General features: G+C 64.7%; 21 protein-coding genes and 1 tRNA gene. 8 read left to right on the top strand and 14 right to left on the bottom strand.

Annotated elements, in window-relative coordinates; translation table 11 throughout:
• Positions 1-134: 134 nt before the first annotated feature.
• The 3 genes from Q0718_RS13280 to Q0718_RS13270 are packed head-to-tail and all read right to left on the bottom strand — an operon-like array spanning position 135 to position 3,339.
• A complete protein-coding gene (locus Q0718_RS13280) occupies positions 135-827 on the bottom strand; it encodes a COQ9 family protein (protein WP_298918931.1) in 693 nt (230 codons plus the stop codon).
• A 17-nt stretch (positions 828-844) separates the two neighbouring features.
• Positions 845-2,338, bottom strand: coding sequence for an ABC transporter permease (locus tag Q0718_RS13275; RefSeq protein WP_298918928.1), 1,494 nt, complete (start codon positions 2,336-2,338; stop codon positions 845-847).
• On the bottom strand, positions 2,338-3,339 hold the full coding sequence (locus Q0718_RS13270) for an ATP-binding cassette domain-containing protein (protein WP_298918925.1): 1,002 nt from the start codon (positions 3,337-3,339) through the stop codon (positions 2,338-2,340). Before Q0718_RS13270 ends, Q0718_RS13275 begins: the two co-directional genes overlap by 1 nt.
• A gap of 98 nt (positions 3,340-3,437) precedes the next feature.
• Between Q0718_RS13270 and Q0718_RS13265 the strand changes: the two genes are divergently transcribed.
• Both Q0718_RS13265 and Q0718_RS13260 read left to right on the top strand, forming a co-directional pair.
• Positions 3,438-3,911, top strand: a complete 474-nt coding sequence (locus tag Q0718_RS13265) for a hypothetical protein (RefSeq protein ID WP_298918923.1) — start codon at positions 3,438-3,440, stop codon at positions 3,909-3,911.
• A 139-nt stretch (positions 3,912-4,050) separates the two neighbouring features.
• Positions 4,051-4,665 (top strand): hypothetical protein, encoded by a 615-nt coding sequence (locus Q0718_RS13260; RefSeq protein ID WP_298918920.1) that lies wholly within the window; start codon positions 4,051-4,053, stop codon positions 4,663-4,665.
• Between the two features lie 55 nt (positions 4,666-4,720).
• Here the strand turns inward: Q0718_RS13260 and Q0718_RS13255 are convergent, their stop codons facing one another.
• Both Q0718_RS13255 and Q0718_RS13250 read right to left on the bottom strand, forming a co-directional pair.
• Positions 4,721-5,305: a hypothetical protein gene (locus Q0718_RS13255; protein WP_298918918.1), complete on the bottom strand. Its 585-nt coding sequence runs from the start codon at positions 5,303-5,305 to the stop codon at positions 4,721-4,723.
• A gap of 35 nt (positions 5,306-5,340) precedes the next feature.
• On the bottom strand, positions 5,341-5,604 hold the full coding sequence (locus Q0718_RS13250) for a DUF2312 domain-containing protein (RefSeq protein ID WP_298918915.1): 264 nt from the start codon (positions 5,602-5,604) through the stop codon (positions 5,341-5,343).
• 168 nt (positions 5,605-5,772) lie between these two features.
• Here Q0718_RS13250 and Q0718_RS13245 point away from each other — a divergent pair, with 168 nt between their 5' ends.
• Positions 5,773-5,970 carry an HIG1 domain-containing protein gene (locus Q0718_RS13245; RefSeq protein ID WP_298918912.1) on the top strand — a complete coding sequence of 66 codons (198 nt, stop codon included), beginning with the start codon at positions 5,773-5,775 and terminating at the stop codon, positions 5,968-5,970.
• A gap of 10 nt (positions 5,971-5,980) precedes the next feature.
• Positions 5,981-6,556: a cob(I)yrinic acid a,c-diamide adenosyltransferase gene (locus tag Q0718_RS13240; protein ID WP_298918909.1), complete on the top strand. Its 576-nt coding sequence runs from the start codon at positions 5,981-5,983 to the stop codon at positions 6,554-6,556.
• Between the two features lie 32 nt (positions 6,557-6,588).
• Here Q0718_RS13240 and Q0718_RS13235 read toward each other — a convergent pair whose 3' ends face one another.
• Complete coding sequence (locus Q0718_RS13235; RefSeq protein WP_298918906.1) at positions 6,589-7,218, bottom strand: SCO family protein; 630 nt, start codon at positions 7,216-7,218, stop codon at positions 6,589-6,591.
• Positions 7,219-7,294: 76 nt separating this feature from the next.
• Between Q0718_RS13235 and Q0718_RS13230 the strand changes: the two genes are divergently transcribed.
• Together Q0718_RS13230 and Q0718_RS13225 are read left to right on the top strand one after the other, a co-directional pair.
• Positions 7,295-8,647 carry an ActS/PrrB/RegB family redox-sensitive histidine kinase gene (locus Q0718_RS13230; RefSeq protein ID WP_298918903.1) on the top strand — a complete coding sequence of 451 codons (1,353 nt, stop codon included), beginning with the start codon at positions 7,295-7,297 and terminating at the stop codon, positions 8,645-8,647.
• A 94-nt stretch (positions 8,648-8,741) separates the two neighbouring features.
• Complete coding sequence (locus Q0718_RS13225) at positions 8,742-9,287, top strand: ActR/PrrA/RegA family redox response regulator transcription factor (RefSeq protein WP_298918900.1); 546 nt, start codon at positions 8,742-8,744, stop codon at positions 9,285-9,287.
• Positions 9,288-9,527: 240 nt separating this feature from the next.
• Here the strand turns inward: Q0718_RS13225 and Q0718_RS13220 are convergent, their stop codons facing one another.
• Positions 9,528-10,424, bottom strand: a complete 897-nt coding sequence (locus Q0718_RS13220) for an S-methyl-5'-thioadenosine phosphorylase (protein WP_298918898.1) — start codon at positions 10,422-10,424, stop codon at positions 9,528-9,530.
• A gap of 1 nt (position 10,425) precedes the next feature.
• Positions 10,426-10,644 carry a zinc-finger domain-containing protein gene (locus Q0718_RS13215; RefSeq protein ID WP_298918896.1) on the bottom strand — a complete coding sequence of 73 codons (219 nt, stop codon included), beginning with the start codon at positions 10,642-10,644 and terminating at the stop codon, positions 10,426-10,428.
• Between the two features lie 51 nt (positions 10,645-10,695).
• Here Q0718_RS13215 and Q0718_RS13210 point away from each other — a divergent pair, with 51 nt between their 5' ends.
• Complete coding sequence (locus tag Q0718_RS13210) at positions 10,696-11,667, top strand: ABC transporter ATP-binding protein (protein ID WP_298918893.1); 972 nt, start codon at positions 10,696-10,698, stop codon at positions 11,665-11,667.
• A 332-nt stretch (positions 11,668-11,999) separates the two neighbouring features.
• Here Q0718_RS13210 and Q0718_RS13205 read toward each other — a convergent pair.
• From Q0718_RS13205 to Q0718_RS13185, 5 genes are all read right to left on the bottom strand, one after another.
• A tRNA-Pro gene (locus Q0718_RS13205) sits at positions 12,000-12,076 on the bottom strand.
• A gap of 56 nt (positions 12,077-12,132) precedes the next feature.
• Entirely contained in the window at positions 12,133-12,903 is a 771-nt protein-coding gene (gene pstB, locus Q0718_RS13200; protein WP_298918938.1) for a phosphate ABC transporter ATP-binding protein PstB, read from the bottom strand.
• Positions 12,903-14,132 (bottom strand): PstA family ABC transporter permease, encoded by a 1,230-nt coding sequence (locus tag Q0718_RS13195; RefSeq protein WP_298918890.1) that lies wholly within the window; start codon positions 14,130-14,132, stop codon positions 12,903-12,905. Before Q0718_RS13195 ends, pstB begins: the two co-directional genes overlap by 1 nt.
• Before the next feature lie 41 nt (positions 14,133-14,173).
• Complete coding sequence (pstC, locus tag Q0718_RS13190; protein ID WP_298918887.1) at positions 14,174-15,412, bottom strand: phosphate ABC transporter permease subunit PstC; 1,239 nt, start codon at positions 15,410-15,412, stop codon at positions 14,174-14,176.
• Positions 15,409-16,434: a substrate-binding domain-containing protein gene (locus Q0718_RS13185; protein WP_298918884.1), complete on the bottom strand. Its 1,026-nt coding sequence runs from the start codon at positions 16,432-16,434 to the stop codon at positions 15,409-15,411. The genes pstC and Q0718_RS13185 overlap by 4 nt, the downstream gene beginning before the upstream one ends.
• A gap of 190 nt (positions 16,435-16,624) precedes the next feature.
• Here Q0718_RS13185 and Q0718_RS13180 point away from each other — a divergent pair, with 190 nt between their 5' ends.
• Positions 16,625-18,064, top strand: a complete 1,440-nt coding sequence (locus tag Q0718_RS13180) for an MATE family efflux transporter (RefSeq protein WP_298918881.1) — start codon at positions 16,625-16,627, stop codon at positions 18,062-18,064.
• Here Q0718_RS13180 and Q0718_RS13175 read toward each other — a convergent pair.
• Positions 17,973-18,368: a DUF1491 family protein gene (locus Q0718_RS13175; RefSeq protein WP_298918878.1), complete on the bottom strand. Its 396-nt coding sequence runs from the start codon at positions 18,366-18,368 to the stop codon at positions 17,973-17,975. The two genes, Q0718_RS13180 and Q0718_RS13175, sit on opposite strands and share 92 nt — an antisense overlap.
• Between the last annotated feature and the right edge of the window lie 11 nt (positions 18,369-18,379).

The following is an 18,379-nucleotide window of genomic DNA, read 5'->3' as shown; positions in this document are numbered from 1 at the left end:
CGTCCTTTGGGACGCGTGTTCCTGCGGAACAAGGTTTGCGACGATTGCCGTTGGCAATCTTAGACCCGCACGCGGGACGCAAACCTGGAGGGGCCAGGGTCGGGCGGGGACGCAGACCTGTGGGCTAGGTCGACCTACGCCCCTCTCCTGATCCGCCTTTTCCGGCGGCGCGTCGGGACTCCGCCGCGTGGACGGCCGTAGCGTAGGCGGCCGAGGATTTCGGCGGGATTGGGGATGTCAGCGGTGGCCTTGCGGAACTGCGCCTTGAGCGTTTCGAACTGCATGACGTTTTCGATGCGCCGATTCAGGAAACGGCGGGCTTTGGGCTTGTTCGGCAAGGCGTCGCCGAGCCAGATGGGGGCGGTCGAAGCCAGGACGGCGGACAGGACGGCGCGTTTGGAATAGAAATTGCCGTCCGTGGAAGTGTCGCCGATGGCGCGCCAGATCATGTCGGCGGCATTCCAGGTCAGCCGGGAGCCGGTTCCCAAACCGTCCGGCAGGCGGAGCCGGGCCTGGGCGCGTCGGGCGGCGTCTTCGTGTCGGCCGGTCTCCGACAGGCGCAGCACGACGCCTTGGGTGACGCGCTCGCGGATCTTCATCGACGCCAGGTCCAGCGCCTCGATCTTCTCGCGCGCCCGCACATCCATCCGTTCGGACCAGAAGACGATCACGTCGATCGCTCCTCCCGGAAAGTAGAGCGCCGCCGCACCGTCCGGCAGTCCGGCCGAGCGCACCGCACCTGCCAACATGACATCGGTCCAGCCCTCGAACGGGGCGTCCCGCAGGGCAGCGTCGAGAATGGCGTTTCTGGCGTCGTCCGGAGTCATGCGCTCTATCTAGCCATTCACGCCGCCCGGCGCAAAACGGTGCGCCGGAACCACCCGGTGATGGCGCCGACGCCGGAGCCTGAAAGCACACCGAAACGGAACACCCGCGCGCAGACCCACATCACCCCGACGACCGAGGCGGCCAACAGGCCGATGGACAGCGCCACCTGCCAGACCGGCGGGTCGGACGCGAGCCGGATCATCATGGCGAACGGCGAGGTCAGCGGAAAGATCGAGGCGAACACGATGACCGGGCTGTCGGGCGCGTTGATGCCGAACATGATCACGCCCAGACCCATGAACATGACCAGCATGATCGGGAGGGACAGGGTCTGGGCATCCTGCATGGACTGCGCCAGCGCGCCGAGCGCGATCAGGATGGAGGCGTAGAACACATAACCCAGCAACAGGAAGGTCAGCGAGATCAGGATGGTGGAGAGCGGCAAAGCTTCTCGGATGGCGGCGACCTGCTCCGGCGTGCCGAGGAACAGGAAGCCGACCAGCGCACCGAGTCCCAGGATCAGATAGGGCGCCAGCGAGGCCAGGGTGAGCATCGCGGCACCGAGCATCTTGCCCAGCATGATTTCGGAAAAGCGCGTGCTGGCCAGCATCATCTCGAGCAGCTTGTTCATCTTTTCCTCGATCATGGAGGTCAGCAGCATGAACGACCCGGCGAAGATGGTCATCAGCAGGAAGAAGGACAGGCCGATCCCGGCGAAGAAAGGCAACCGGTCGAGCACGGAGACGGCGGAGGCGTCCTCTTCCGTCCCGCCGGACAATACGGCCGGATCGAACACATCGACGCGGGTGCGGCCGTCCAGCGCGGCGTCGAACCCTTCGGGGCTGAGCCCCGCCGCTTCGAGATAGCGGCGTTCGGCCTTGTCGCGGAAATAGCGGTTCACGAGCCGTTCCGCCGGGGCGTTGTTGAAATTGCGCGACCAGTATTGCGGCTCGGGCGCATCGGCCGTGCCGCGGATCACGATCACGCCGTTCAGGCGGCTGTCGCGGCCGTTCACCGCGACCCGGCGTTCGCCTTCCAGCCACGGCATCAGCGCCGGAAGGCTGTCGGCCGGAGGGTCGACGAAAATCAGAGACGGTTCCGGCAATTCGATCTGCCCGGCCGTGCCCGGATAGCGGTCTTGCAATTCGGCCAACGCAGCGTCGGGACCGTTCCGGTCCACGCGTTCGCGAAAGGCTTCGCGCTCGGCTTCGGGCAGGCTGAGCGCCATGGCCTTGACGGCCTCGGCGCGGTCTTCGGCCTGTTCCGCCGCATAGAAGTCGAGGATGGCCCGACCGTGGACGCCGGTCTGATCGATGACGGTTTCGACGCGCGGCGGCGACAGATCGAAGTCCGATTGCTGCATCATGAAGCCGAAAATGCCGCCAATCACCGGAAACAGAAAGGACAGCCAAAAGCCCCAGGTCTTCACATATCCGATGAAGTCGCGCATCGCGATCAGCCAGATGCGGGAGAATTTGGGCAGGCCCGGACGGGCGTTGGCGCTCAGCATCAGACAGTCTCCGCTTGCAGATCCGCGGCCGCGTCGGCTTCCAGATCGGCGCGGACGTCCTCGCCGACCAGCGCGACGAAGGCTTCGTGCAGGCTGGCGCGGATCGGTTCGAACCGGGTCAGGCGCACGCCCGCCTCGACACAGCGTTCCAGCAAGTCCGGCGTCTGGGCGCCAGGGGCGAGCAACAGGTCGAGCGCGCCGTCGTCGCGCCGCTCTAGCGTGTCGGCGAACGGCGCGACGACGTCGGCCAAGCCGGCGTTTTCCGACGCGATGATGACGCGGCGCGGCGCGTGGTCGAGCGCGGCCTGGACGCTGCCGTCGAAGACCTTTTCGCCGCGCGCCATCAGGATGATGCGGTCGCACAGACGCTCGGCATGTTCCATGACATGGGTCGAGAACAGGATGGTGCGGCCGCGCGCGGCGATCTCGCGCACCATGGCTTCGAGCACCTGCTGGTTGACCGGGTCGAGGCCGGAAAACGGTTCGTCCAGCACGTAGAATTCAGGATCGTGCGCGATGGCGGACAGGAGTTGCACCTTCTGGGCCATGCCCTTGGACATGTCCTTGTTCTTCTTGCGCTTGGCCTCGCCCAGCCCGTAGCGGTCGAGCAGGTCGTCCGCCGTTTCGAACGCGGTGCGGCGTTTCATCCCGTTCAGCCGCGCCATGTGGGCGATGGCTTCGCGCGCGGTCTGTTTCTTGTAGAGGCCCCGTTCTTCGGGAAGGAAACCGACGCGGCCGAACGCCGCCTCTCCCGGCGCACCGCCGAACAGGCGCACTTGGCCCCGGTCGGGTTCGACGTAGCCCAGCGCCATGCGCAAGGAGGTCGTCTTGCCCGCGCCGTTGGGGCCGAGGAAGCCGACGATCTCCCCGGGCCGGACGGCAAAACTGACATCGCTGACGGCCGGAACGCCGCCGAAGGATTTGGAGACGCTATCGAGACGCAGGATCGGATCGGCAAGGGACATGATCGCTGCCTTGGCGGAGCCGATGCGCGGTTTCAAGCGTTTTAACCCATGCCGGAATATCGCCTTTTTCCGGTCATGATGACGGCATGCTGCTCGATCATCATGCCGACCATGAAACCGAAAAGGAGACCGATATGTCCCGTTTCAAAGGTGTAGAGACGACCGCGCTGGCTCTGGTTGGCATGCTGCTGGCCGCATCGCCGGCCATGGCGCTCGACCTGCCGGAGGAATTCGGCGCGCTGGATGCGGATGGAAGCGGCACGGTGACGTTCGCGGAGTTCGCCGCCTACGCAAGGACGCAGGATGTCGGCCCGACGCGCGCCGCGCAGTTCTTCACGCAGATCAGCGGCGAGGACGCCCAGCTCAGCCCGGCCGAATATCTGTTCGCCGTGCAGGTCGTGGAAAGCCCCACCTGGGAAGACGGCTACAGCGTGCGACCCTTGGACGGCGATGTCGAAGCGGTGGACAAGGCCCCGATGGTGACGCGCGGCCGCATTCTGGACGTGACGCCGAACGAGGAAGTGGCCGGCGAACTGATCCGTCACTTCGAGGATGAGCGCTGGGAAGACGAACGCTGGAACGACGATCTGCTGGGGTCGTCGCATTGATGGGGGCGCTTGCGTTCCGGGCTTTCTCGAAACTTAATCCGGATGAACCCGTTTTACCTTCGCGCCGGTCCTGCTTCCCCCGTTACCGGCCATATCCGCGCGATCATCCGCGCACGAACCGATTGACAAGGAGACTCCCATGAAACTCATTCAGACAGCAAGCGCCGCCCTGTTGTTGGCCGGGACCGCCGCCCTGCCCGCTTTCGCCGATCACCATGGCGACAAGACGAAATCCGACAAGGTGATGATGAGCGCGGACACAAAATTCGAAGATCTCGACACCAATGGCGACGCACAGATCGATTTCACCGAATTCTCCAATTATGTGGAGCGCGAATATGGCTGGACGCCGTCCGACTCCGCCAAGGAATATGTGCGCCTGGCCGGTGACGGCGGCGTGATCACGGACATGGATTTCGCCGGTGTCAGCGTGAAGGACATGCCGCACACCCATCTGGACGGCACCGCGCCGCATGACGGCATGACCGCCGATGGCGACATGGACATGGATAGCGACATGACCATGCAACCCGTTTCGACGGAATACGGCAGCTTCGCGGATTACGACATGGACGGCGACGGCCGGGTCGAGTTCAAGGAATATTCCGAATACCGGATGAAGGCCGGCCTGACGACGACGCAGACCGCGCAGGAATTCATGCGCATCACGAACGGCGACGCCTATTACGACGAAAACGCCTGGAACATGGCGGTCAACAACCGCGTGTTCGACGCCAACGTCTATTACGACTAGTCCGTTTCCGGCGATCGCTGAACGATAGATAGGCCCGCCTTCCGGCGGGCCTTTTTCATGCGTCCTTGCCGACGATGCGCAGGAAAGGCTTGCCGACCGGCGGGCGGGACGGCTCTGGCTCTGGCTCTGGCTTTGACCTTGGCTTCGGGATGAACGCGTCCGGACGCTCTTGTGCAGCCTCGAAATCCTCGTCCAGCTGGCGCACGCGCGGCGTCCATTTCGGCTTTTTCGATTTGAAGGAGGAACGAGGCTTCGGTCTGTCGTGACGCGGCCTGTCCAGCGGATCCTCGTCGGCTTCGTCGGCAGGACGCGTCTTGAGATCCTTTGCCTTGCGCTTCATGCCGGCCACGACGCGTTTCTGCGCAAATGACAGAGCGTCGCCCGGCCGGCCCTTTTCCAGATCGTGGAAGGCCGAGCCGAACTTGTCGAGGCGCTCGGCCACGCTCTCGGCGAATTCCTTCTCGAAATCGCTGATCTCGCCTTCGTCCTCGAGCGTGCGGTGGAGCCGTTCGAGCTTGCGCTGGGCGTTACGCGCGGAGCGTTCGCGCGCCTTGCGCTCTTTCTCGCGCTGTTTGTCGAGCGCGACGTCGCGAGCGGCCTGTTCGGCCTGCCATTGCTGTTTGTCGTAATCGGACGCCATTGAAGAACATATAGCGAACGAAAACGATTTGGCAATCAGTCGTCGAGTGCGCCCAGATAGAGGTCGAGCAAGGCTTCCTGTTCGGCGCGTTCGTTCACATCCTGTTTGCGCAGGCTGATCAGTTTGCGCATCACCTTGCTGTCGAAGCCGAACGCCTTCACTTCGGAATAGACTTCGCGGATGTCGGTCGTCAGCTCGGCCTTTTCGGCTTCGAGACGTTCGATGCGGGCGATGAACTGGCGCAGCTTCTCGCGGGTCGCGTCGCCCATCTGTTCCTGGCGGTCGGCTTCACTCATCATGGCACTGTCTCTATGGTTTTTCTTAAACGGGATCGGTCCGTGTCCTAACCGTGGCGATTCGTCCACGTCAGGCAGGGCGGAGCGCTTTTCTGTGGACGGACGGGAATTTCCGCAGCACCGTGGGCCTGATCCGTATATAGGCCTTCCCAACCCAGGAAAGACAACCCCATGTTCTACGTTCTCATCGGCCTCGCAGCCCTCGCCATGCTTTACGTAGTCGTCACCCTCGCGATCGGCGGATCGCAGATGGCCCGCACCGGACAGGCCGCGCGCGAACGATCCAACAGCTGGATGTGGAAACGCGTCGGCGCGCAGGCTGCCGCCATCATCCTGCTCTTCCTCGCCTTCCGCATCCGGAACGGCTAGGGCGCCCGCCATGGTCAAGCTGAACAAGATCTACACCCGCACCGGCGATGACGGGACCACCGGTTTGGTGGACGGCTCACGCCTGTCCAAGGATAGCGCGCGCGTCGACGCTTTCGGCGATGTGGACGAGACCAATTGCACGATCGGCATCGCCCGGCTGCACCTGGAAAACACCCGGCTGGACCGGATGCTGGCCCGTATCCAGAACGAATTGTTCGATCTCGGCGCCGATCTGGCCACCCCATTGCCCGCTAAAGGAGAAGCCGACAGCGAATATGCGTTGCGGCTCGTCGCGACGCAGATCGCCAAGCTGGAAGCCGATCTCGACGCACTGAACGACGATCTGGAACCGCTGACCAGCTTCATCCTGCCCGGCGGGTCCGCGCCGGCGACCTACCTGCATCTAGCGCGCACGGTCGCGCGGCGCGCGGAACGCCGCATGGTCACGCTGGCCGCGGACACGCCCGTCAACGATCAGGCCACGGCCTACATCAACCGGCTCTCGGATTTCCTGTTCGTCGCCGCCCGCTGGTGCAACGAACAGGGTAGAAACGACGTGTTGTGGGTGCCGGGCGCCAGCCGCTGAGCAAGTCAGACGCCAGCACTTGCGTCCCGGTTTCAACTATTGGCCAGGTATTGCCGCACCCCGACGGCGATATCGGCCGGGGTCTGGTTCGGCCCGAAGTAGCCCGCCAATTCGCCGTCCCTGCCCATCAGATAGATGATGTCCTGGTGATCGACCGTATAGCCCATCGGTGAGTCCTCCAGCGGCACCTTTTGCGCGTAGACCTTGTAGGCGTCCTTTATGGCATCGACCTGTTCGACCGTGCCGGTGAAACCCCGCAAACCTTTCGGGAAGCCGTTATTGGTGACGTAGGTCGCCATCTGTTCGGGTGTGTCGCGTTCCGGATCGACGGAGACCATCACGAACTGAACGTCGTCCGCTGCCGCGCCCATGCGTTCCTGCGCCGCGCCGAGCTTCTGCAAGGCGGTCGGGCAGACGTCCGGGCAATAGGAAAACCCGAAATAGACCAAGGTCGGCTGGCCCTCCAATTCGGATTCCGTGACGACCGCACCTGTGTCGTCCACCAAGGTGAACGGTCCGCCGATTTCCGCTGCGCCGGAACTGATGACGGTGGATCCGGCTTGCCCGGCCTCGCCCTGTGTCGCGCCGGGGCCGCAAGCCGCCAGAGCCAAAGTCAGGGCCAACGTGGCGGGCAAGGCTAAAGCGATGGCAATCGGGCGCATAATCTGTCTCATGGTGGCGTCGGCAAAAGCCTATATAGGCGTCGACCGTGACTGAGAAGACAAAGAGCGCATTCCCATGACGGCAAATGCAGTGACGGCAGATGAAATCGGATCGGCCATCGGCCCGGCCGACAATGGCGAAAACGATCTCGATGCCTCGCATCTGCCCCGCCGCCAGCTGACGGGCGCATTGCGACGCTACACGCTTGTCCTGTTGCGCTGGGGCGCGGTCGTCGGTCAGGCGGTGACGCTGTTCATCGTTTCCCAAGGACTGGGCTTCGACGTCCCGGTCCTGCCGTCCCTGTTGGTCATCGGAGCGGCGGCGCTGGTCAACATCGCGGTCGGTCTGTGGTTGCCGCTGGACCGGCGCGTCTCCGATGTCGAAGCGATCGCACAGCTGGGCTTCGATATCGCGCAGCTGGCGCTGCTGCTCTATCTCAATGGCGGGATCGAGAATCCGTTCGCCATCCTGTTCCTGGCGCCCGTTGTCACATCCGCCACGACTCTGTCGAAACGCGTCCTGGCGACGGTGGCCTTGATGGCCTTGGCAGCGGCTACGATCCTGCTGTTCTGGCATGCCCCCTTGCCTTGGTATCCGGAGGCCGATTTCAAATTGCCGCGCATCTACGAAACCGGAATCCTGTTCGGCATCCTCGTCGGCACGGCTTTCACCTCGCTCTATGCGTGGCGCGCCACGACGGAGAGCCGCAAGATGAGCGCGGCCCTGTCCTTGACCGAACAACGTCTCGCACAGGAGCAGAAACTGTCCGCACTGGGCAGCCTCGCCGCCGCCGCCGCGCATGAGCTCGGCACGCCGCTGGCGACCATCACCGTGACCGCCAAGGAGATGACGCGCGAGCTTCCGGACGGACCGACGTCGGACGATGCCGCACTGGTTCTGCAACAGGCACAGCGGTGCCGCTCGATCCTCGAACAGCTGGCCCTGCGCGGCGACCGGCCCGACCTGATCCACGAAACGCTCAGCCTCGAAGACCTGCTGGAGGAGGCGGCCGAAGGGTTCATCCACCGCGACAAGGATCTGATCGTGGACAGCACCCAGGCGGATGGGGGCGTTCCCCTGACGATCCGCCGCCGTCCCGAGCTGCTCTACGCGCTGAAGAACTTCACCGAAAACGCCGTCGATTTCGCGGATAGTCGTGTGGAGTTGCGGGCGAGCGTCGAGAACGACCGCATCACCGTGGTCGTTGACGATGACGGCGCCGGTTTCGATCCGCTGGTGCGCACTCGCCTCGGCCAGCCCTATGTCACCACGCGCGCCAAGGGCCGCAGCGCGGGCGGGCTGGGGCTGGGCGTCTTCATCGCTTCCACATTGGTCGAGCGCACGGGCGGCACGGTGCGGTTCGAGACCGCGCCCATCGGCGGGGCGCGCGTCCGCTGCGATTGGCCGGTCGAACGGCTGTCCGCCTGAACCGGCCATGACCGGCACAGGCCGCTTTTTTCAGCCCGCATCCAAGCCATTCCCGCCGTCCGTCCGTAAGCAGGTCTCAAGACATGGAGGCGACATGAGCGAATACATCCTGCCCGATGATTCCACGATGATGATCCTGGACGACGACGCGCCGTTCCGCACCCGGCTCGGCCGCGCCATGGAGCAGCGCGGCTTCGACGTCCGCACCGTCGAAACGGTCGGCGAGGCCAAGCGCGAAGTCCGGAACAATCCGCCCGCATTCGCCGTGCTCGACATGCGGCTGGAAGACGGCAACGGGCTCGACGTAATCGACCAGCTGCACGAAGCACGGCCCGACTGCAAGATGGTCATGCTGACCGGCTACGGCAATTTGGCGACGGCCGTGTCCGCCGTCAAACGCGGCGCGGTCGATTACCTCGCCAAGCCCGCCGACGCAGACGATGTCTGCAAGGCGCTGCTGTCCGAACCGGGCGCCGCGCCCGAACCGCCGGAAAATCCGATGAGCGCGGACCGGGTGCGGTGGGAACATATCCAGCGGGTCTATGAACTCTGCGGGAAAAACGTGTCCGAGACGGCACGCCGATTGAACATGCACCGCCGGACCCTGCAACGGATCCTGGCGAAGCGGGCGCCGCGCTGACCGATCCGGCCGTCTAGGTTTGCGTCCTCGCAAGGAGTCTTGGAGCGGCTAAGCCGATCTTCCCAAACTTACAGTGCGGCGACCGTTCCCAAGAATCATGATGAAGCGGTGCTCCGCGATCATGTCCTGTTGGCGACCATCAAGAGACAACCAGACTTTCCTGGCAAACACAGCACGGATACCAGCGCGGGTTCCGTAACGGTCCAGACGAGGACTGCAAATCTGGCGAGGCCCGCAAATCTAAAGGCTGGACGCAAGCCGTCCCATCACCGCATCCAGCTTCGCCATCAGCACCGGATCGCGTGCTTCTGGCGGCGTGATGATGGCCGTGTCGAGATTGGTTTCGATGCCCGATGCACAGGCGGTTCGCGCTTGGTCCGACAAGGCGTCGCAGAGTGCGCGGACGGCGGCGCCAGCGGTTTGGGCGTTCTGCTGCAGGATCGCGATGACGCTGGCGACATCGACGCTGCCATGGTCAGGATGCCAGCAATCGTAATCCGTCACCATGGCGAGCGTGGCGTAGGGCAGTTCGGCTTCGCGGACGAGCTTGGCTTCGGGCATGTTGGTCATGCCGATCACGTCGCAGCCCCACCTCCGGTAGAGTTCGCTTTCGGCACGTGTGGAGAATTGCGGGCCTTCGATGGCGATATAGGTGAGCGACCGGCCGTCTTCCGGGCGGTGTACGGTCGCCCCGGCGCGCTCGGCCGCATCCGCCGCCAGACCCGACAGGCGATAACAGACCGGATCGGCGACCGAGACATGGGCGACGCAGCCGGGACCGAAGAAGCTTTTCTCTCGCGCAAAAGTGCGGTCGATGAACTGGTCCACCGCTACGAAATGGCCGGGCGCGTATCGCTCCTTCAGCGATCCGACGGCGCTGATCGACAACACGTCGGTGCAGCCGGCGCGCTTGAGCGCGTCGATATTGGCCCGGTAGTTGACCCGGGTCGGGTTGAGCGCATGACCGCGGCCATGGCGCGGCAGGAAGCGCAGGCGCACATCGCCGTAATCGGCGAACAAAATGTCGTCGGACGGCGTCCCCCACGGCGTGTCGATGGAAACCCATTGACGGTTTTCCAGCCCGTCAATGGCATAGAGGCCGGAGCCGCCCAGGACGCCGAGGGTCCAGCGGCTCACCCTATTGATGCCCGCCCGGCACCGCTTTTGGATCAAGCTTGAACACGCGGTCGCAATATTTGCAGATCACGAAGTCCGCCTCGCCCATGTCGAGCCAGGTCACGGGATGGCCGAGCGCCCCGCCGCCGCCGTCGCACTTGACGTATTTCTGGCCGACGACCACCACGTCTCTTTCCGTGTCTTCGAGGCGGGGCGTGGGCGAAATGTTTCTAGCGACCATGGCGGGCCTGTTCCTTGTCGTTGTGCGGTCCCGCGTCTAAGGCCCCGTCCCATGCAAGACAAGCCGACAATAGCGCCCGCCGCCCGATCCGATGCCGACCCGGCCGTGGAACTGATCGGCCTGTCGAAGACCTATGCCGCCTCGAAGAAGGCTCCGGCCAAGACGGCCCTGCACGGGATCGACCTGGTCGTCCCGCGCGGGTCCATCTTCGGTCTGCTGGGCCCGAACGGAGCAGGCAAGTCCACGGCCATCAATATCCTGGCCGGGCTGGTCAACAAGACGTCCGGGACGGCGCGGATCATGGGCTACGACATCGAGACACAGACGCGGGCGGCGCGCGCTTCCATCGGAATCGTGCCGCAGGAAATCGCCATGGATGTGTTCTTCACGCCGTTCCAGGCGTTGGAGCTGCAAGCCGGCTATTACGGTGTCCCCAAATCGGAGCGCCGCAGCGAGGAGATCCTGGCCGCGCTGGGCTTGTCGGACAAACGCGACGCCTATGTGCGCCAGCTGTCCGGCGGAATGAAGCGCCGCCTGCTGATCGCCAAGGCGCTGGTCCACAATCCGCCCGTGCTGATCCTCGACGAACCCACGGCGGGCGTCGATATCGAGCTGCGCCGCCAGCTCTGGGCCTATGTGCGCGAGCTGCACGCGCGCGGCACGACGGTGATCCTGACGACCCATTATCTGGAAGAGGCCGAAGCCCTGTGCGACCGGATTGCCATCATCCACGAAGGGCGGATCGTGGCCAATGAGAGCAAGGATTCTCTGTTGTCGCGCATGGACAAGCGGATGCTGGTCATCACTCCGGTAGACGAACTGGCGACCGTGCCGGAGAGCCTGTCGGATCTGGACGCGCAGATCGAGGACGGCAATCTGGTCATCACCTATCAGAAAGGCACGGATTCCGTGACCGCGCTCATGAACCGGGTGAAGGATGTCGGGCTGTCGATCGACGATCTGCGCACGGACCAGCCGGATCTGGAAGATGTGTTCCTGCAACTGACTTACGGGTCGGGATGACGGCGGAGGATCGACCCGCACTTCCCGGAGTGCTCCACCTTGTTTAAGAAAATGACGCAATAGAAAGCTTGAAGGAAGGGATGGTCCATCGCCTCTCCCCGTCCTCTACCACGCCTACGGCGTGGTCCCTTGCCTCTTTCGGGGAGGGTGCCGAATGAAGTGAGACGAAAGGGAACACTGATACGATGCCTGCCGTAAAGCGGTCGTGTCTTTGTTCCGGCTGCAAACAAACGGCAACGCTTGGTGCCAAGCGGATATTTCCGCTGGAGGCGTCGTTCACCCATGTCGATGTCATTCGGTTACTGGCCGGGCAGCTCTGGTCAGGCAGCTACTGGTCGGAGTGAGAGGATTTGAACCTCCGGCCCCTGCCTCCCGAAGACAGTGCTCTACCAGGCTGAGCTACACTCCGCCAACCAGCGAGGCCGCGCCGATAAGCCATTCCCTTTGCCGCCGCAAGCCCATGCGTCAGCCGAACCGGCCCGTAATATAATCCTGCGTGCGGATGTCGGCCGGGTTGGTGAAGAGGCGTTCGGTCTGGTCGAATTCGATCAGCTCGCCCTTGTGCAAGAAGGCCGTGTGGTCGGAAATGCGCGCGGCCTGAGCCATGCTGTGGGTGACGATGATGATGCAGTAGCGGGTCTTGAGTTCCTCGATCAGCGCCTCCAGCCGGGCCGTGGCGATGGGATCGAGCGAACTGGCCGGTTCGTCCATCAGGATCACGTCCGGATCGATGGCGAGCGAGCGCGCCAGGACGAGGCGTTGCTGCTGCCCGACCGACAGTCCCGGCGCGGGCATGGACAGGCGGTCCTTGACCTCGTCCCACAGACCCGCGCGGCGCAGGCTGCGTTCGACCAGCATGTCCAGCCGCGCTTTCGTCCGGGCAAGACCGTGCAGCCGCGGCCCGTAGGCGACATTTTCATAGACGGAACGCGGGAACGGCGCCGGTTTCTGGAACACCATGCCGACACGGGCGCGCAACAGGACCGGATCGACGTCCGGCGCGTAGATGTCGATCCCGTCCATGCGCACTTCGCCGGTCACGCGGGCATTGGAGATCACGTCGTTCATGCGGTTGAAAACCCGCAGCAGGCTGGACTTGCCGCAGCCCGACGGCCCGATCAGGGCGGTGACGTTGCGATCGGGAATGTCGATGTCGACATTGTGCAGGGCGCGGGACGCGCCGTAATGCACGCTGACGCAGCGCCCCGAGAACTTGATCGGCTTGTCTTCCACCATCACAGACTCCGCCGTCTCTGCAGACGCTCACGCAGCACGATCGCCACGCCGTTGATGACCATCAGGACCGCCAGCAGCACGATGATGGCGGCCGAGGCCCGTTCCGCCCAGGCCGCTTCGGCCGATCCGGACCAGAGAAAGATCTGAACCGGCAACGCCGTGGCCGGATCCAGAGGCGATTCCGGCACGGCCGTCACGAAAGCCACCATGCCGATCATCAAGAGCGGCGCAGTCTCTCCGAGCGCCTGCGCCATGCCAATGATCGAGCCAGTCAGCATGGCGGGCGCGGCGATCGGAACCTTGTGGTTGAAAACGGCCTGCATGCGCGAGGCGCCGAGGCTGAGCGCGCTGTCCGTCAGCGAGTCCGGCACGGCGCGCAAGGCGGCGCGTGAGGCGATGACGATGGTCGGGAACATGCGCAAGGCCAGCACCAGTCCGCCGACCAGCGGGATCGACCGCGCCAGGCCGAAGACGTTGATGAACACGGCCAGGCCGAGCAGGCCGAACACGATCGCCGGGACGGCGGCGAGATTGTTGATGTTGACTTCCAGCGCGCGTGTCAGCCGCCCGCCCCAGCCGGTCTGCGGCGCGAACCCATCCAGATAGATCGCCGCGCCGATGCCGACCGGCAAGGCCAGCGCCCCGGCGATCAGCACGATCATGACCGAGCCCAATATCGCCGAGGCGAGCCCGGCCCGTTCCGGATCGCGCGAATCCGGATTGACGAACAGGCCGCGATTGAAGCGCCGTTCGACCTGCTCCTCATCGGCCCATCGGTCGAGCCAGGCGATCTGCCGGTCGGTAAGGCGACGCTGCGCGGCGGGACGGCTCGCATCGACGCGGCCTTTGTAATACTGGTCCGCCTGGTCGGAGACCGGCACGGTCAACCGGAGCGTCGCGCCCGAGCGTTCGGCATTCCGGGCCAGCGCGTCCGTCGCCGCGCTGGCCGACACGAGAGCGAGCAATTCCTGCCGGACCGCATCGTCCGCCTGCACGCCGAAACCGCCGGCCAGAGCGTCGGCCAGTCTGCGCCGATCGTTATCCGTCGCGCTTTCCGCCCGCACATCCAGATCGAGATCGACCCAGTGCTGGGTGAAGGCGGACAATCCGGTCGCGGCAATGGACAGGAGCAGCCAGCCCAAAGCCGCCATCGAGAAAATGACGCTGGCGCGACCATAGAGGCGGAACCGCGTCTCCGCCGCGCGGCGGCGGTGCATGCGCCGGGTCATGGCAAGGGATGCAATCGAGGCCTTCTCGTGCGGGGCGTCCGTCATTCGAAGCGCACCCGGTAGCGGTTGACCACGGCCAGCGCGCCGATGTTAAGCAGCAGCGTGATGACGAACAGGACCAGGCCAAGGGCGAAGGCGGCGAGCGTGCGGGGGCTGTCGAAGACCTGATCGCCCGTCAACAAGGCGACGATCTGCACCGTCACGGTCGTCACGGCGTCGAACGGGTTGCCCGTCAGGGTCGCGGCACGGCTAGCCGCCATGACCACGATCATGGTCTCGCCGATGGCGCGCGAGATCGCCAGCAGGAACGCCCCGATGATCCCCGGCAAGGCGCTGCGGAACACGACGCGCTTGAGCGTCTCGGACCGGGTCGCGCCGAGCGCGGTCGAGCTGTTGCGCAGTGATTGCGGCACCGCCCGGATCACGTCGTCGGACAGGGAGCTGACGAGCGGAATGATCATGACGCCCATGACGAGCCCGACCGCCAGGGCCGATTGGGCGGAGACACCGAAGCCGAGCCAATCGGCGGCGTCGCGGATGAGCGGACCGACGCTGATCAGGGCGAAGAAGCCGTATACGACCGACGGAATGCCGGCGAGCACCTCGATCGCCGGTTTGGCCACCGCCCGGGTCCGGGACGAAGCATATTCGGACAGATAGATCGCGACCATCAGGCCGACCGGGGCGGCCACGACCATGGCGATCAGCGTGACGAGGAACGTGCCGGCGAAAACGGGGACTGCCCCGAACGCGCCGCTTTGTCCGGCCTGTCCGGCCCGGATCGGTGTCTGCGGTGACCAATGCGTTCCGAACAGGAAATCCAGCACCGAGACGTTTCGGAAAAACAAGCTCGCTTCGAAGACAAGCGATCCGACGATCCCGACGGTGGTCAGCAGCGCGACGAGCGCCAGCGCCATCAAACCGGTCTCCGCCATGTATTCGACTCGGGCGCGCGCCGCGAAGTCGGGCCGTACGTTGGCCAGGCACAGGCCGGTCACGGCGGCCGGGCCCAGAACGATCGCGGCCAGCCAAACCGCATCCTCGGCGAGCGTCGGATCCCCTCCGCGCGCCGCAAGACCGATCAGGTAGATCGCGACACCGGCAAGGCCGACCAGCGCCGCGGCCAACCGGGCATGATGGCGCGGTTGCGCGTCCGGCAGCGTCGTCTCCGTCCGGAACTCCGCGACCATGCGCGCCGCCCGGCCATGGACCATGCGATAGGCGCCCACCATCAGGGCGGCCACGATGACAATCATGTAGAATGGGGCCGGATCGATCACGGCTCGGATCCCTCGATCCTGCTCTCGGCCTTGTCGGCGTCGGACAGGCGCTGGCGGGTTGCGGTCCTCAGTGCGTCCGGCAGCGGGATCAGCCCGATTTCTTCCAGATAGCCGCCGGGTCCGGATGCTTCGTCGGACAGGAATTCCATTCCGTAGCCCCGCACGTCCGCAGCGGAACCATCTTTCATGTAGAGATAGAGCGTTCGCACGACCGGATAGGTGCCACTGCGGATCGTGGCGGATGTCGGGACCACCCCGCCAATCGCGATCCCGCCCACCTTGTCGGTGTTCTGGTTCAGAAAGGAAAAGCCCAACACGCCGATCGCTGCAGGAGAGTCGACGAGCGTGCGCACCATCGCATTGTCGTTCTCGCCTGAATTGATCCAGGCACCGTCTTCACGAAGGTCGTGGACGCGCGCGCGGAACAGGCTGGGTGTATCGCGTTCCATCGCAGCCAGGCAGGGAAACCGCCGCGCCCCCGTCTCCATGGCCGTTTCGACGAAGGCGTCGCGTGTTCCGGATGTCGGCGGCGGCCCGAAGATTTCGATGGGTTCGTCCGGCAGACCGGGATCGATTTGCGACCACCGAGAATAGGGGTTGGGAACGGGCGTGCAATCCGTGGCGGATGTCGGCAATTTACGCGCCAAGGCATGATAGAGCGTGACCGTGTCAAGTCGGATCGGCACAGCATCGACCGACCGCGCCAGCACGATCCCGTCGAAGCCGAGCGGAAGTTCGATCACGGGCGCGACGCCGTTCGCCGCGCAGATAGCGGATTCGGCAGGTTTCTGCGGTCTGGACGAGGTCGTGGCGTCGATGGACGCATCGCCGGAACAGAACAGCTTGTGCCCGCCGCCACTGCCCGTCTGTTCCACGACGATGGGCACCGAAGTCCTGCGCGTATAGGTCTCCGCAACCTTGGCCGCGAACGGGAAAATGGTCGAGGATCCGACGATCCGGACGGGCGGCCGGTCGCGGGGCGCGCAGGCCCACAGACCGGTCGCGAGAACGGCGGCGATCACCAGCCTTTCTGCCAGTATTTCTGTCAGACGCCTGAACCCCAAACCGGGCCTCCGATCCTCTGCTTTGCACATGGTCCCCTGCCTCGCGCACGATCAACGCGTCACTGTCGGCTATCCGTCACGAATGCAACCACGGCCTTCGCCTCTGACGGTTTACAGTAGCGCCGATTGGGCGCAGGGGGCGCGCCTCATGACCGTGAACGCGCCCATACGCTCGCTGCCGCGCACCTTGCGCGGGGAGACTGCTGCGTTGCTCGCGCTGGGCGGGCCGATGGCGCTCACCCAGGTCGTGCAGTTTTCGATCTACACGGTCGACACGATCATGATCGGGCGGGTCGGCACCCAGGCCCTGGCGGCGGCGGCCGTCGGAACGGTGATCTATTTCCTGCTCTGGATGATCGGCGCGGGTCCGTTCAGCGCCGTCACTCCCATGGTCAGCCAAGCGATCGGAACGACATTGGACGATGCCGGCGCCAGCGCGCGGCGCGATGCGCGGCGAAGCGTGCGAATGGCCCTCTGGCTCGTCGCGCTCCTGACCTTGCCGATGTTCGGCGCCTTGGTCTTCACCGCGCAGATTCTGGTCTTCTTCGGGCAGGATCCGGACATTTCGCGCATGGCCCAGTCCTACGTCATCGCGCTGGCGCCCGGCTTGCCGTTTGCGCTCGGCGTGATGGTGCTGCGCAATTTCCTGGCCGCGCTGAACAAGACGCTGGCCCCGTTGTTGATCGTGACCCTGACCGTCGGCATAAACGCCGCGCTCAACGCCGTGCTGATCTTCGGGCTGCTGGGATTTCCGGCAATGGGGTTGATCGGCGCGGGCATCGCCAGTTCGCTTTCCTACACGCTCTGCTTCTTCATCATGGCGGTCTATGTCTCGACGGACCGGGTGGCCGGCCCATTCGACATCTTCCGCAATCTGTTCGAATTCGATCGCGAACGCTTCGGCGACATCGTCCGGTTGAGCTGGCCGATCAGTATCACGACGCTGTTCGAGGGCATGTTGTTCAACGCCGCCGCTCTGGTCATGGGCGCGATCGGCGTGCGGGAGCTGGCCGCCTACCAGGTGGCGCTGAACGTGGCGTCGATGGCGTTCATGCTGCCCTTCGGGTTCGCCATGGCGGGCGCGACGCGGATCGGCCTGGCCGAAGGTGCGGGCGATGCGGGCGCCCGGCGCCGTGCGGCGCAGGCGACGATGATCGTCGCGGTCGGCGGCATGGCTGTCATCGCCCTTATCGTCGCGACGTTCCCGAAAGCCATCGCCCACGCCTATATGCGGCCCGACACGGCGGACAATGTCGCAACGATCGCGCTGATCCTCGGCTTCCTGCCGATCGCCGCGGCCTTCATGGTGTTCGATGCGGTGCAGATCGCCGCCAACCAGCTGTTGCGGGGACTGAAAGACGTGACCGCCCCGATGATCATCACGGGCGTGAGCTTCTGGCTGATCGGCTTTCCGACCTGCTATGGGCTGGCCTTCCATACGTCTTTCGGTGCGAAGGGGGTCTGGTACGGGCTGATGCTCGGACTGACGGCCGCCTTCATCGGTCTCGGAACAAGGCTCTGGCTGCGGCTGCGGCAACCGCCGCGTCCTCCCGACATTCTTCGGAATCCAGAACCGGTTCCTCTATGAAGTGACGTCCTTGCGCGTCATCGATTTCCACCACGTTCAGATCTGGATCGAAGTCCGCGCGCGAGGCAATGGTCGACGCCAGACCGGACGCATCCGTGCGCTGGGCACGCCAGATCCGCCGACCGTCCATTTCCCTTTCCGGGGCATAGAGCGACAGGCCGTCCGCCGACCGGACGCCGACCAGCACGCTGCCCGCATCCCGGTCGCCGCGTCGCGACAATACGGCGAAAGCCCCGCCCGCATGGGCGCGGCGGATCAATGCGTCGATCCAGATCCCGGTCTTGAGTTGCGGGGGCGGTTTCATGGCGAGGCCTC

This window comes from uncultured Algimonas sp., from assembly GCF_947498175.1.
Classification (GTDB): Bacteria; Pseudomonadota; Alphaproteobacteria; order Caulobacterales; family Maricaulaceae; genus Litorimonas.
The sequence above is the reverse complement of the archived record's forward strand: the minus strand, read 5'-3'. Positions and strand labels throughout refer to the sequence as shown.